This window comes from Cellulomonas hominis, from assembly GCF_014201095.1.
Lineage (GTDB): Bacteria > Actinomycetota > Actinomycetes > Actinomycetales > Cellulomonadaceae > Cellulomonas > Cellulomonas hominis.
Genome location: NZ_JACHDN010000001.1, coordinates 2,342,502 through 2,356,104, shown reverse-complemented (window position 1 = coordinate 2,356,104; position 13,603 = coordinate 2,342,502). Strand labels below are relative to the sequence as shown.

Below are 13,603 nucleotides of genomic sequence, written 5' to 3'. Positions count from 1 at the left end.
GTCGGTCAGAAGCCCTCGACGCCCTGCGCCTGGGCGAGCTGGGCGAACTGGTCCTGCGTCTCCTGCGCGACCTGCTGCGGGCTGGTGGAGCCCTGGATCATGTCCGCGAGGAACAGGTACAGGTCCGGGTTCGCGACCGCGAGAGCCTGCATCGAGCCGACGGAGTCGCCGAGCGCGTCGGCCACCTCGGTCAGCGCCACCGGCACGGTGTCCGGGGAGTCGACGCCGGTCTGCAGCGACACGGTGTCCTGCGCGGCGACGAAGTCCGCGTAGCCGTCGCCGAGCCAGAACGACAGCAGCTGGCGGGCCGCGGCCTCCCGGGTGGCGTCACCCGTCTTGAAGGCGACGAGCGCGTTCGCCTGGTCGGGGATGAACGTGCCGACGTTGCCCGACGGGGCGATCGGGAAGAAGCCGATGGTCTCGTCCAGCGTCGCGGTGTCGGCCTTCGCCTGGAGCTGGCCGAAGAAGCTGTTCACCTGGACGGCCATCGCGGCGTCGCCGGCCAGCAGCGCGTCGCCCTGGTCCTCGAACGTCGCCGTCTTGATCGAGTCGTTGAACAGGCCCTCGTCGATCAGCGACTTGTACTCCTCGATCGCGCCCAGGATCGCCGGGTCGGTGAACGCCTCCTCGTTCGCGTTCATGCGGTCCCACAGGCCGTCGGCGGCGGCATCGGCGAGCTGCACCTGGACCCACCACTGCGTGGCCCAGCGGTCACCGCCCATCTCGAAGAAGGGGGTGACGCCGTCGGCCTTCAGCGTGCGGCCGAGCTCGACGAACGAGTCCCAGTCGGTCGGCAGGTCGGTGATGCCGTGGTCCGCGAACACCTGCTTGTTGTAGTAGACGCCCATGACCGCGGGGGTGCTGATGAGCGCGGCGTACCGGGTGCCGTCGAGGATGCCGGTCATGTCCCGCAGCTCGGGGCGCATGTCCTCCAGCCACGGGGCGTCGTCCAGCGGCTGCAGGTTGGTCGGCGCGTTGAGGGCCGTCAGCATCGAGGCCGTCGGCTGCCAGAACGCGAGATCCGGCTTGTCGCCCGTGGCGACCTTGGTCTGCACGCCCTGCTCGTACGGGTCCGGGATGGTGACGACGTCGACGCTCGCGCCGGTCGCGTCCTCGAACGCCGACACGACCGACTCCGGGACGGAGTTCGAGTTCTGCGCGGCCCAGACCGTCAGCTCGACGCCCGCCAGGTCGGCGGTCTGGTCCGGCCAGGCCGCCGGCGCCGCGGACCCGCCGCCGCCGCCGCCCGCGCTCGGGTCGGAGCAGGCCGTGGCCAGCAGGGCGACGGCCAGCGCCGCGGCGGCCGCAGTCGAATACCTCGTCATATCGACTCCTCGTGTCTCGACCGGCGTCCTCGGTGACGCCGGGGTGAAGCGGGTGGTGCGGGGGTGGGTGGTGGTGCGGGGTCGTGCGGGGACGTGCGGGGTGGTGCGCGGTGGTCAGGGGCGCACGCGGAGCAGCCGGGCGCTCGGGCCGGGGCCGTCGACGGCGACCTCGACCCGGCCGTCGTCCCGGCGCCGCACGTCCCAGCGCCGGCCGCCCGGCGCGTCCGCCGCGGACGGGAAGGCCGTCGCCAGGTCGCCCGCGGGAAGGTCGAGCAGGACCGAGCCGGGACCGTCGCCGCGCCACCACAGGGTGACCCACGACTCGTCCCCGGCGCGCAGGCCGCTCACGACCCAGGGGTCCTCCCAGGCGGGCAGGCCCAGCGGCCAGAACGGCACCGCGGTCTCGTCGGCGGCCCGGCGGGCGAGCGCGACGTCCACGGCCTCGCGCACCAGGGCGAGCTGCGGGGCGGACATCTCGTCCAGGTGCCCGGACAGGTAGAGCCGGCCGGACAGCCCGGTGCACAGGGTGAAGACGATCTCCTCGTCCGTCATCCCGGGCTGCGGGTAGGCCCAGTTCCCGGCCTGCTCGGGCAGCACCTGCATCGGGGCCGCGGCGGCGATCGGCGGGTACAGCACCGGGTTCTGCTGGTCGGAGGTGGACTGCAGGTGCAGCCGGGCGAGCAGCGCGTAGTCCGCCCGCATCGCCCCCGACGCGCAGTTCTCCAGGACCACGTGCGGGTGCCGGCGGCGGACGCCGTCCAGCCACGCGAGGTGCGCCCGGTTGTGCGCGAGCAGGCCCGCGCCGGCGCTGTCCGCGCCCAGGTCGGAGCCGGGGCCGGGGGTGACGTTGTAGTCCAGCTTGAAGTACCCGACGCCGAGGTCCCGGACCAGGCGGTCGACGACCGCGTCCAGGTGGGCGCGCGCCGCGGGGTGCCGCAGGTCCAGCAGGTAGCGGTCCTGCTCGAGGACCCGCCGGCCGGCCCGCTGCAGGAAGGCGTCCGCGGGCAGGGCGTCCGCGACCGGGCTGCGGCGGCCGACGACCTCGGGCTCCAGCCAGAGGCCGGGCACCATGCCGGCCTCGCGGATCCGGTCGAGGACCGCGCCGAGGCCGGCCGCGCCGAACCGCCGGGTGGACGGCTGCCACTCGCCGACCGAGTCCCACCAGTCGAAGCCGTCGTCGTACCAGCCGGCGTCGATGCAGAAGTACTCGGCCCCGGCCGCGGCGGCCGCGTCCACCAGCGGGAGCAGCTTCTCGGTGGTCGGGTCGCCCATGAGGGTGTTCATGTAGTCGTTGAACACCAGCCAGCGGCCCTCGGGCTCGGCCGGCCCGGTGCGCAGCAGGCGGCGGTGCCGGGTCAGCTCCTGCACCGCGCCCTGCCAGCCGGCGTCGGAGAACGCGACCGAGGCGGGGACGGACGTGAACGACTCCCCCGGGCCGAGCACCGTCAGCCACTGGTGGTCCGCGTCGGTCGGGCCGAGCAGCCCGAGGACGAGCTCGCCGCGCCCGGCGGGCGCCGCGCCGACGCGCTCGCCGACCTCGGCGCGCCAGGCGCCGTTGTGCTCGACCTCCCACGCCAGCGCACGCCCGGACGTGCCGGCGGCGTCGACCCCGAGGGCGCCGGCGGGGGCGCGGTCGCCCGACGACCAGGTGCCGCCGCTGACCACCGCGCGGGAGCCCCGGCCGTCCTGGTGCTGGTGCGCGTCGAGGTCCAGCCACGGCAGGCCCGACTGGCCGCGCAGCGGCGTGACCTCCCAACGGCCCTCGCCGACCCACTCGTTGCGGCCCTCGACGGTCACGACGTCCCGCGGGCCGGCGCCCGCGCCGAGCGGGTGGCCCAGCACGAGCGTCGAGACCGCCTGCAGCGCGACCGGCTGCTCACCGGCGTTGCGGACGGTCGTCCACGCCTGGAGCGACGGGCGGCCGGCGGCCGGGGTGCGCAGCGTGGTGCGGACCTCGAGCCCCGTCGCGTCGTCGCGCTGGTCGACGTGCAGCACGCGCCAGGGGCCGTCCTGCTCCTCGCGGTGTCCGGCGTGCCGCAGCCGGGCGCCGACGGCGGTGGCCGTGTTCCGGAGGTTCGCGTGCCGGCGGCCGTGCCCGACGGCGAGCACCTCGACGAGCGGCTGCGTCGCCGGGACGAGCGCGGCGTCGTCGGCGACGGCCTCGGCGTCCGCGAGCGAACCGCGCACGGCGGCCACGACCACCGGGGCGTCGGGGCCGTGCGTGAAGGCCAGGCCGAGGGAGTCGGTGCCCCAGGCGCGCAGGGCGGGGTGGGCGAGGCCGACGGTCGTCGATGCCTCCGCGGTCGCGGGGGCGGGGTGGTCCACCATCGGGCACGTCTCCTTCGTCCTGCTCGGTGCTTCGTCGCGGGACTTATGAAAACGTAGATCAGAGCAGAGCGCAAGTCCCTGGTGTTCGCGCTTGGTAACGCTTTCACAACACCCGAGGCTCGGCCGCGGCCTGGACTCCCCGCGCGCCGCTTCCGCGCCCCGAGCCCGCGCGCCCCCGCACGCACGTCCACTCGCGCCCCCGGCCGCAACCCCACCGGGTGTCCACGAGGCCGGGGCGTTTCACGAAGGATGTCCCGTGCGTTCTGGACACTCGGCGCCCGACCGCGCCCGGCGCGGCTCGCAGAGGTGCGGGCGTGCGGGCGCGCAGGCGGCCCCGCGCGGGGTCAGCGCGGGGGCGGTCCCGAGGTGCCGCGCAGCACGAGCTCCGGCCGGGACGTGATCGACCGGGGCGGCGGTCCGTCCTGCATCGACGCCGTCAGCAGCGCGAAGGCCTGCCGGCCCAGCGCGGCGAAGTCCTGGCGGACCGTCGTCAGCGACGGCGACCAGAGCTGCGCCAGGGGGTGGTCGTCGAAGCCGATCACCGAGACGTCGTCCGGCACCCGGCGCCCGCGGTCGGCGAGCGCCTTCATCACGCCCATCGCGATCTCGTCGTTGCCGCAGAGCACCGCGGTGACGTCCGGCTCCTCGGCCAGGGCAAGGCCGGCGTCGTACCCGGACGTCGGCGCCCAGTCGGCCGCCACCACCGCCGGGACCGGGGCGCCCGCCGCGTCGAGGGCCTCGCGCCAGCCCAGCGTCCGGGCGCTGGGGCCCCCGGTCGACGGGATGCCGACGTGGTGCACGGTGCGGTGACCGAGGTCGAGCAGGTAGCGGGTGGCCTGCGCGGCGGCCGCGTGGTCGTCCATGTAGGCGTGCGGCACCGCGGGGGTCCCGCCGCCGTCGGGCATCGGGGCGGCCGCCACCACGGGCAGCCACGGGGGCATCGCCGCGAGGGCCGCGACCCCGGCCTGGTCGTACTCGAGCACGACCGCGCCGGCCATCGGCTGGCCGAGCATGGAGTCCACGGCCGCCGCGACGGTCGCGCGGTCCGGGGTCTCCACCACGGAGATGACCACGAGGTAGCCGGACTGCCGGGCGGCCTCCTCGATGCCCTGCAGCGTCATGCCGTAGCCGTAGCGCGTGGTGTTGCTGGTCAGCACGGCGACCATCGACTGCTGCCCGCGGACCAGGGCCCGCGCGGCGCCGTTCGGGCGGAAGCCGAGCTCGCGGATCGCGGCGAGCACCCGCTCCCGGCGCTCGGGGCTCACGGGCACGGAGCCGGTCAGGACGCGGGAGACCGTCGGCACGGACACGCCGGCGACGCGGGCCACGTCCGCGATGACGGGGGCCTTCCGGGCAGGTGTCGGCACGAGGGCAGCGTAGCGAACGTTTTCACCCGGATCGGCCGGGCCGGGCCCGCCCCGTCGCGCGGACACCGATCATCGGTTTCAGCGACGGCGGCGGCCGCGGCCCGGCGGTCGGCCCCGGCCGTCAGCCCCGGTCGGCCCCGTGCCGCACGTGCGCGTCCCGCCGCGCCGGCACGACCATCGGCGTCCCGGTCTCCGGGTCCGGCAGCACGCGGGCCGCGAGGCCGAACACGTCCCGGACCAGCGCCTCGGTCACGACGTCCTCGGGCGCGCCCTCGGCGACGACCCGGCCGGCCTTCATCGCGATCACGTGCGAGCCGTACCGGGCGGCCTGGTTGAGGTCGTGCAGCACGGCGACGAGCGTCCGGCCCTCCTCGTGCAGCCGGGCGCACAGGTCCATGACCTCGAACTGGTGCGCGATGTCGAGGAACGTCGTCGGCTCGTCGAGCAGCAGCAGGTCGGTCTCCTGCGCGAGCGCCATCGCGAGCCAGGCGCGCTGCCGCTGCCCGCCGGACAGGTCGGACACGTACCGGTCCCGCAGGTCGATGACCTCGGTGGCGGCCATCGCGGCGTCCACCGCCCGGGCGTCCTCGGGCGACCACTGCCGGAGCAGGCCCTGGTGCGGGTACCGGCCGCGGGCGACGAGGTCGGCGACCGTGATCGCCTCGGGGGCGATCGGGCTCTGCGGCAGCAGCGCGAGCCGGCGGGCGATGGCCTTGGTCCGCAGGGCGTCCATCGGGGCGCCGTCCAGCAGCACCCGGCCGGACCGCGGCTTCAGGGTGCGGGCGAGCGCGCGCAGCAGCGTCGACTTGCCGCAGCCGTTCGGCCCGATGATGACGGTGAACGAGCCCGCGGGCACGGCCACCGTGAGGTCCTCGGCCACGACCAGCCGGTCGTAGGCGAGCGTCACCCCCTCGGTGGCGAGCGGCGCGTCGGTCATGCGGTTCCCTTCCTCCACTCGCGCACCAGGAGGTACGCGAGGTACGTGCCGCCGAGCAGGGCCGTCAGCACGCCGACGGGGTACTGCACCCCCCACGGCGCGTGCTGGGCCAGCAGGTCCGCGCCGACCAGCAGCACGGCCCCGGTGCACGCGGCGGCGGCCATCCCCGGCCCGGTCGAGCCGGTCAGCCGCCGCGCGATCTGCGGCGCGGTCAGCGCGATGAACGCCACCGGCCCGCACACGCTCACGGCGGCGGCCGTCAGCGCGACGCCCACGGCGATCGCCAGCGTCCGGGTCCGGCCGGGGTCGACCCCCAGGGCGGTGGCGGCGTCGTCGCCCATCTCGACGAGCTGCAGCCGCCGGGTCAGCGCGAGCGCGCACGGCAGCAGCACGACCAGGGCCACGCCGATGGTCGCCACGTGGCCGGCGTTCCGGGACAGCAGGCTGCCGTTCAACCAGGCGGCGACCTGCTGCGCCTCCTCGGCCGTGGCCCGCGCCAGCGCGAGCTGGACGAACGCCAGGCTCATCGCGCCGATCGCGATGCCGACCACGACCATCCGGAACGGCGCGCGCACCCCGCGCCCGGCCCCGAGCAGCACCGCGCCCACCGCGAGGCCGGCGCCGAGCAGCGCGCCCACGGGCGCGGGCAGCACGCCCGGCCAGACCAGCGTGGCCGCGGCGGCCCCGGCGGCCGCGCCCGCCCCGAGCCCGATGACGTCGGGGCTGCCGAGCGGGTTGCGCGTCACGCTCTGGAACAGCGACCCCGCGACGCCGAACGCCGCGCCCGCGAGCGCCGCGACCCCGATCCGGGGCGCGCGGTTCGACCAGAGCACCCACTCCTGCGCCCTCGACCCCTCGCCCGCGAGCACCGCCGGCAGCTCCGCGGGGGTGATGCCGAGCTCGCCGACGGCGATCGTCACGAGGGCCAGGACCGCCGTCGCGAGCAGCGCGCCGAGGCACACCACGACGGCGCGCCGGTTCACGCGGATCGCGGGCCGCCGGGCCGGGGCGGTGCGGTCGGCGCCGGCGGTGCGTCCGAGGGCGGGGGCGCTCACAGGCCGATCCTCCCCCGGCGCACCGCGACGACGAGGAACGGGGCCCCGACGAACGCGGTCACCACGCCGACCATGAGCTCCCCCGGCCGCGCGACGACCCGCCCGACGACGTCCGCGCCGAGCAGCAGCACCGGCCCGAGCACCGCGGCGTACGGGATCAGCCACCGGTGGTCGGAGCCGGTGAAGGACCGCACGACCAGCGGCACCGCCAGCCCGACGAACGCGACGGGGCCGACCGCCGCGACCGCCGCCGCGGCCAGCAGCGTGGCCGCGACCCCGGCGAGCGCCCGGGTCCGCCCGGCGTTCAGCCCGAGGGCCGTCGCGGACTCGTCGCCGAGGGCCAGGGCGTTGAGGCCGCGCGCGAGCAGCAGCGCCAGCGCCAGCCCGGCCAGGACGTACGGCAGCACCAGGCCCGCGGTGTCCTCGGGCCGCCCGGCCAGCGAGCCGATGACCCAGAACCGGTAGGTCGTGAACACCTCGGTGTTCGCGAGCGTGATCGCCTGCACCAGCGCCATGAGCACCGCGGCGATCGCCGCGCCGGCCAGCACCAGCCGCACGGGCGTCGCCTTGCCGCGGGGTCCTCCCGAGCCGATGACGTAGACGGCCACGGTGGCCAGCACCGCCCCGGGGATCGCCGCCCACACCGACCGCCCGGCCGTCCCGCCCGCGAGCGCGGTGACGACGACGACCGACGCGGACGCACCGGCGTTCACCCCGAGCAGCCCGGGATCCCCCAGCGGGTTCCGGGTGAGCCCCTGGATCACCGCGCCCGACACCGCGAGCGCCGCGCCCGCGAGGAGCCCGAGCGCCGTCCGGGACAGCCGGGACTGCACGACGGCCGAGGTGTACCCGTCGTCCGGGTGCAGCCACGCGGACCACACCTCGCCCAGCGGGACGGATTTGGAGCCGACGGCGACGCTCAGCCCGCAGGCGAGCACGAGCAGCCCGAGCGCCAGCACCAGGCCGCCGGCCAGCAGCCACGCGCGCGACCGCGAGCCCCGCGCGGTGGTGCGCGGGGCTCGCGGTGCGGTGACGGTCGCGGTCACGTCGGTGGCGCCCGGTCCGGCGGACCGGGGTCGCGGGGGTCGTCGGGTCAGCCGGCGACCTTCGCGACGACCTCCTCGATCTGCGGGACGTACGCGTCCAGGGCGTAGGGCACGCTCAGCGGGGTCGCGACGGTGACGGCCATGCCGAGCTGCCGGTCGAGCATCGGCAGGTACGCGCCCGACTGGAACGCCGGCATCTGCTGCCACAGCGGCTGCGCCTCGGTGGCGGCCTGCTCGTCCTCGTCGTTGAACCAGGTGAACAGCAGCTCGACGTCGTCGAGCTGGTCGGCGTTCTCCAGGCCGAGGGTCGCGTAGAACGAGCCGGGGTCCGGCTCGAGCCCGGCCGCGGACGGCGCGAGCTCCAGGCCGAGGCTGGACAGCAGCGCCACGCGGGTGTCGCCCGGCATGTACACGCCGAGGGAGCCCGCCTGGTCGCCGCCGTACACGTACGCGTAGGTGATGTCCGCCCACTCCGGGTGCGCCTCGGCCACCGCGTCGTACTCGGCCTGGATGCCGTCGATGAGCCCGGCCGCCTGGTCCGGCACGCCCAGCGCCTGCGCGGCGATCGTGATCTGGTCCTCGACCGGGGTCGCCCAGGCCTGGCCCGGGTAGGCCACGACCGGCGCGAAGTCGGACAGCTGGTCGAAGGTCGCCTGGTCGATACCGGACTGCGTGGCGAGGATCAGGTCGGGCTCGAGCGCGATGATCGCCTCGACGTCGAGCTCCGGGTACATCGTGATGGTCTCGGGCAGCTCCTCGCCCGCGTCCTCGACGGCGGCGCGGAACCACGGCTGGTAGCCGTCCTCGTCGCCCGCCCAGTCGTCGCTCTCGATGCCGACCGGCGTCGTGCCCAGCGAGAACGCGATGTCCGCCGCGCCCCAGCCGAGCGCGACGACGCGCTCCGGCTTCGCCTCGATGGTGGCCTCGCCGAGGCTGGACTCGATGGTGACGGGGAAGGCGTCGTCCGCGGCGGCGGTCTCGTCGCCGCCGGCGGCCGGGGCGTCGTCCGCGGCGTCGTCGCTCGAGCAGGCGGTCAGCAGCAGGGCGGCGGCGCCGAGCGCGGCGACGGCGGCCAGGCCGCGGCGGGCGCCCGGGCGCGGCGAGGTCGTGCGAGCGTGCACGGGGGTGCTCCGTTCAGGTGGACGTTCGGCGCCCGCACCGGTGGGAGCCCCAGGCTCACGGACCGGCGACGGCGCCGCGACAATGAGGCAAGCCTAACCTACGGCTCGACGCACCCCGCGGTCCAGGCCCGAGGTCCCGCCCTCAGAGGGCGAGGGCCGTCCCGGTCAGCCGCTCGTACGCCTCCCGGTACCGGTCCCGGGTCCGCGCGACCACGTCGGCCGGCAGCGGCGGGGGCGGCACGTCGCCGGCCCGGTCCCAGCCGGAGGCGGCCGACGTCAGCCAGTCGCGGACGAACTGCTTGTCGAAGCTCGGCTGCGCCCGCCCCGGCTGCCAGGCGTCCGCCGGCCAGAACCGCGACGAGTCCGGCGTCAGCACCTCGTCGCCCAGGGTCACGACGCCGTCGGCGTCCAGGCCGAACTCCAGCTTGGTGTCGGCCAGCACCACCCCGCGCTCGCGCGCCAGCCGCTCCGCCCGCCCGTAGACGGCGAGCGTGAGGTCCCGCAGCTGCTCCGCCCGCTCGCGCCCGAGCGTCGCCGCGACCTGGTCCAGCGTCACGTTCTCGTCGTGCTCGCCGACCTCGGCCTTCGTCGCCGGGGTGAAGATCGGCTCGGGCAGCCGGGAGCCGTCCACCAGCCCCTCCGGCAGCGGGATCCCGGTCACCGCGCCGGCGGAGCGGTACTCCGCCAGGCCGGAGCCCGTGAGGTAGCCGCGCGCGACGCACTCCACCGGGAACATGTCCAGGCGCCGGCAGACCATCGCCCGGCCCGCGACCTCGGCGGGCACGTCCGGGCCCTCCGCCGACACGACGTGGTTCGGCACCACGTCGGCCAGCTGCGCGAACCACCACAGGCTCAGCTGCGTCAGCACCACGCCCTTGCCGGGGATGCCGGGCTCGAGCACGTGGTCGTACGCGCTCACCCGGTCGCTGGCGACGACCAGCACGACGTCCCCGTGCCGCTCGGCCACGGCCGCGCCGGCCGCCTGGGTCGTGTCCGGGACGTACAGGTCGCGGACCTTGCCGGAGTAGGTGTGCGTCCAGCCGGGCAGCGCGGGTGCGGTCATGGGGGTCATCCTGCCGCAGCCGGCGGACGGCCCGGGGCCGGCGTCCAGGCGTACGGACCTGTCCGCGGGCCATCAGGCCGCCCGGGCTCACCAGCACCTTCGGCGGTCAGGCGTCGCCGAACTGACGCCCGATGAACGCCGCCATGCCAGGGACGGTGAAGGCGACGCGGCCGTGCTCGGGTGCGTAGATCAGGCCCTTGGCGATGAGCTGGGCCCTCGCAGGACCGAGGCTGGCCTGCTTGATCCCGAGACGCCGCGCCACCTCCCCGGTGCCCGACCCGCCATCCCCGTCGCGCGCCATGGCCCGGAGGTAGCGCCGTTCGGCGGGAGTGGCGCGGTCCCACCGGGCCGGGAAGAACCCCTGGTCGAGCTGGTCCCGCCCGACATCGAGTGCCACCGCCGCATCCGAGGCGTCGATGGTCTTGTCGGGCGCCAGGTCCCAGACAGCCTTCCCGTACTCCTGGAGGAAGTACGGGTAGCCGGCCGAGGCGCCGACGAGCGCGTCGACCGCGTCCGGGGTGTAGGCGACGCCGAGCCGGCTCGCGGGCTCGGTCAGTGCCGACGCCGCGGCGTCGCGGGCGAGCGCACCGATCTGGTGGTAGTCGAACAGGCGCTCCGCGTACGAGCGGGACGCGCTCAGCGTCGCCGGGAGGCTCGGGAGTCCGGCACCCACGACGTAGAAGGGCCAGCCCTGCTGACCCGCGACGTGCTGGACCGAGAGCAGCGCGGAGAGCAGCTCGTCGTCGACGTCCTGCATCTCGTCGATGAAGATCCCGAACCCCTTGCCCTCCGTCTGCAACGCGGAGGCGACGTCCTCGACCATCTCCTCGAGGTCCAGCTCGATCTGCCCGGAGTCCGCCCGGCCGGGTGCGACGTCGACGCCCAGCGAGATGCCGGTGACGCCCACCGAGGCCGAGAACGAGCCGATGCTCGCGAACGACGACGCGAGACGCTCGCGCAGGCCCGGTCGGTTGTAGCGGCGCGCCGCGGTGAGCAGCTCGCGGCCCAACCGGGTGCGCACGCTCCTGCCGCCCAGCTCCCCGGGCTTGGCCTCGATCGCGACCGTCAGCCACCCGTGCCGGTCGGCATGCGCGCGGAGCGAGTTCAGGAGGACCGTCTTCCCGACACCGCGCAGACCCGAGAGAACCATGCCGCGGTTGTGCAGACGGTTCCCCGTGCGTGCCACCACGGTGTCGAAGGCGTGCACCTGCGCATCGCGCCCGACCATCGCCGGGGGCCGCAGGCCCGAGCCGGGGGCGTAGGGGTTCAGGTCAGGCCGCATCTACCGAAATCTAGCCGACTATGCGAGTGGGCCCAATACTCAGACATACTCAACCATACCGCGGCGGCACTCAGGCGGCGTCAGGCCTCTGCGGCCGCCCGGGCGATGTCCGACCGGTGGTGCGACCCGTCCAGGGCGATGCGCTCGACGCCCGCGTAGGCGGCGGCCCGCGCGGCGGCGAGGTCCGGGCCCGTGCCCACGACCGACAGCACGCGCCCGCCGGCGGACACGACCGACCCGTCCGGCCCGGCAGCCGTCCCGGCGTGCAGCACGTGCACCCCCGGCACCGCGGCGGCCTCCGCGAGGCCCGTGATCGGGTCGCCGGTCCGCGGCGCCTCGGGGTACCCGGACGACGCGACCACCACGGTCACCGCGGCGTCGTCCCGCCACTCCAGCGGCGGCAGGTCGGCGAGGCGCCCGGTGGCGGCGGCGAGCAGCACCCCGGCGAGCGGGGTGGCGAGCCGGGCCAGGACCACCTGCGTCTCCGGGTCGCCGAACCGGGCGTTGAACTCGACCACCCGGGTGCCCTGCGAGGTCAGCGCGAGCCCGCAGTACAGGACCCCGACGAACGGGGTCCCGCGGCGGGCCATCTCGTCGACGGTGGGCTGCGCGACCTGCGCGACGACCTCGGCCACCAGGCCCTCCGGCGCCCACGGCAGCGGCGTGTACGCGCCCATGCCGCCGGTGTTCGGGCCGGTGTCGGCGTCGCCGACGCGCTTGAAGTCCTGCGCGGGGACGAGCGGCACGACGGTGGCGCCGTCGGAGAGCACGAACAGCGACACCTCGGGGCCGTCGAGGTAGTCCTCGACGACCACGCGGCCGCCGGGCTTGGCCAGGCAGGCGAGGGCGTGCTCGAGCGCGACGGAGCGGTCCTCGGTGACGACGACGCCCTTGCCCGCGGCGAGACCGTCGTCCTTGACGACGTACGGGGCGCCGAACGTGTCGAGCGCCGACGCGGCCTCGGCGGGGTCGGTGACGACGCGCGGGTCGGCGGTCGGCACGCCCGCGGCGGCCATCACCTCCTTGGCGAACGCCTTCGACCCCTCGAGCCGTGCCGCCGCGGCGCTCGGGCCGAACACCGGGATCCCGGCCGCGCGCACGGCGTCCGCGACCCCCGCGACCAGCGGCGCCTCCGGGCCGACGACGACCAGGTCCGCGCCCAGCGAGACGGCCAGCGCCGCGACCGCGGCACCGTCCAGGGGGTCCACCACGTGCAGGGTCGCGACCTCGCCGATGCCCGGGTTGCCGGGCGCGGCGTGCAGGCCGGTGACCTCGGGGTCGCGGGAGAGGGCGAGGGCCAGGGCGTGCTCGCGGGCGCCGGTCCCGACGACGAGGATCTTCACGCCGCCGACCCTACCGACCGGGCGCGCACCGCCACGCGGCGCGCCGGAGGGTGGACGCGGGCGCTCAGCCGTCGCCGGCCGGGGCGTCCGCGGGCACGTCCGCCGGCAGCGGCAGCACGTCGACGTAGACCCGCACGCGGCGCCGGCCGTCGGACCCCTCGGCGTCCTGCCGGGCCTTGGCCGCGTCCAGGTGCCGGCGCACGACGGCCTCCAGCTCGGCGATCAGCGCCTCCGCCTCCGCCGGCACGAGGTGCGCCGTGGCCCGCGAGCTCGTGCCGACCTCGGCCCACACGGGGTCCGGGTCGTCCGCCTCGGCCCACGCGTTCAGCACGCGCATCCGCTCGGCGACCACCCACCGCTGGGTGGCGCGCAGCGCGGTGGCCCCGGCGGGGTCCTCGCGCAGCGCCGCGCCGTCCACCCAGAACGACACCGGCCGCCACCAGCGCTCGCGCCCCCCGGTGTGCTCCGGGTCGTCCTCGACGAAGCCGTGCCGCTCGAGCTGCCGCAGGTGGTAGCTGGTCTGCCCGGTGCTCTCCCCCAGGGCGCGCGCGAGCTGCGTCGCCGTCGCGGGCCCGTGCTCCTGCAGGTGGTCGATCATCGCCATCCGCAGGGGGTGGGTGAAGGCCTTGAGCGCGTCGGCCCCGACCGACCGCGGGCGCGAGGCGTTGACGTCATCCATGTGCAGAGCTACCTTTGCAGAGACTTCTTTGCATAACTTCCTCTGTCCAGCCTAGCC

General features: G+C 75.9%; 11 protein-coding genes. All 11 read right to left on the bottom strand.

Annotated elements, in window-relative coordinates; genetic code table 11:
- Positions 1–5: 5 nt before the first annotated feature.
- Positions 6–1,325 carry an ABC transporter substrate-binding protein gene (locus tag HNR08_RS10995; protein ID WP_146832697.1) on the bottom strand — a complete coding sequence of 440 codons (1,320 nt, stop codon included), beginning with the start codon at positions 1,323–1,325 and terminating at the stop codon, positions 6–8.
- Positions 1,326–1,439: 114 nt separating this feature from the next.
- The gene (locus HNR08_RS10990; protein ID WP_146832700.1) at positions 1,440–3,653 is read right to left on the bottom strand and encodes a glycoside hydrolase family 36 protein; all 2,214 of its coding nucleotides are present in this window, start codon (positions 3,651–3,653) and stop codon (positions 1,440–1,442) included.
- 344 nt (positions 3,654–3,997) lie between these two features.
- On the bottom strand, positions 3,998–5,020 hold the full coding sequence (locus HNR08_RS10985; RefSeq protein WP_146832703.1) for a LacI family DNA-binding transcriptional regulator: 1,023 nt from the start codon (positions 5,018–5,020) through the stop codon (positions 3,998–4,000).
- 121 nt (positions 5,021–5,141) lie between these two features.
- Positions 5,142–5,957: an ABC transporter ATP-binding protein gene (locus HNR08_RS10980; protein WP_146832706.1), complete on the bottom strand. Its 816-nt coding sequence runs from the start codon at positions 5,955–5,957 to the stop codon at positions 5,142–5,144.
- Positions 5,954–7,012 (bottom strand): FecCD family ABC transporter permease, encoded by a 1,059-nt coding sequence (locus tag HNR08_RS10975; RefSeq protein ID WP_146832709.1) that lies wholly within the window; start codon positions 7,010–7,012, stop codon positions 5,954–5,956. Before HNR08_RS10975 ends, HNR08_RS10980 begins: the two co-directional genes overlap by 4 nt.
- A complete protein-coding gene (locus HNR08_RS10970) occupies positions 7,009–8,058 on the bottom strand; it encodes a FecCD family ABC transporter permease (RefSeq protein WP_146832712.1) in 1,050 nt (349 codons plus the stop codon). Before HNR08_RS10970 ends, HNR08_RS10975 begins: the two co-directional genes overlap by 4 nt.
- Before the next feature lie 47 nt (positions 8,059–8,105).
- A complete protein-coding gene (locus tag HNR08_RS10965) occupies positions 8,106–9,179 on the bottom strand; it encodes an iron-siderophore ABC transporter substrate-binding protein (RefSeq protein ID WP_246802885.1) in 1,074 nt (357 codons plus the stop codon).
- A 142-nt stretch (positions 9,180–9,321) separates the two neighbouring features.
- Positions 9,322–10,242, bottom strand: coding sequence for a phosphoribosylaminoimidazolesuccinocarboxamide synthase (locus tag HNR08_RS10960; protein ID WP_371862351.1), 921 nt, complete (start codon positions 10,240–10,242; stop codon positions 9,322–9,324).
- A 106-nt stretch (positions 10,243–10,348) separates the two neighbouring features.
- The gene (locus HNR08_RS10955) at positions 10,349–11,524 is read right to left on the bottom strand and encodes an ATP-binding protein (protein WP_146832718.1); all 1,176 of its coding nucleotides are present in this window, start codon (positions 11,522–11,524) and stop codon (positions 10,349–10,351) included.
- An 80-nt stretch (positions 11,525–11,604) separates the two neighbouring features.
- The gene (gene purD / locus HNR08_RS10950) at positions 11,605–12,867 is read right to left on the bottom strand and encodes a phosphoribosylamine--glycine ligase (protein ID WP_146832721.1); all 1,263 of its coding nucleotides are present in this window, start codon (positions 12,865–12,867) and stop codon (positions 11,605–11,607) included.
- A 64-nt stretch (positions 12,868–12,931) separates the two neighbouring features.
- Entirely contained in the window at positions 12,932–13,546 is a 615-nt protein-coding gene (locus tag HNR08_RS10945; protein ID WP_146832724.1) for a winged helix-turn-helix domain-containing protein, read from the bottom strand.
- Positions 13,547–13,603: the final 57 nt, after the last annotated feature.

What these genes read in the sequence shown, in the direction of transcription:
- HNR08_RS10995 (WP_146832697.1), bottom strand. Translation starts at nt 1,325, where the DNA reads ATGACGAGGTATTCGACTGCGGCCGCCGCGGCGCTGGCCGTCGCCCTG.
- HNR08_RS10990 (WP_146832700.1), bottom strand. Translation starts at nt 3,653, where the DNA reads ATGGTGGACCACCCCGCCCCCGCGACCGCGGAGGCATCGACGACCGTC.
- HNR08_RS10980 (WP_146832706.1), bottom strand. Translation starts at nt 5,957, where the DNA reads ATGACCGACGCGCCGCTCGCCACCGAGGGGGTGACGCTCGCCTACGAC.
- HNR08_RS10960 (WP_371862351.1), bottom strand. Translation starts at nt 10,242, where the DNA reads ATGACCGCACCCGCGCTGCCCGGCTGGACGCACACCTACTCCGGCAAG.
- HNR08_RS10955 (WP_146832718.1), bottom strand. Translation starts at nt 11,524, where the DNA reads ATGCGGCCTGACCTGAACCCCTACGCCCCCGGCTCGGGCCTGCGGCCC.
- HNR08_RS10945 (WP_146832724.1), bottom strand. Translation starts at nt 13,546, where the DNA reads ATGGATGACGTCAACGCCTCGCGCCCGCGGTCGGTCGGGGCCGACGCG.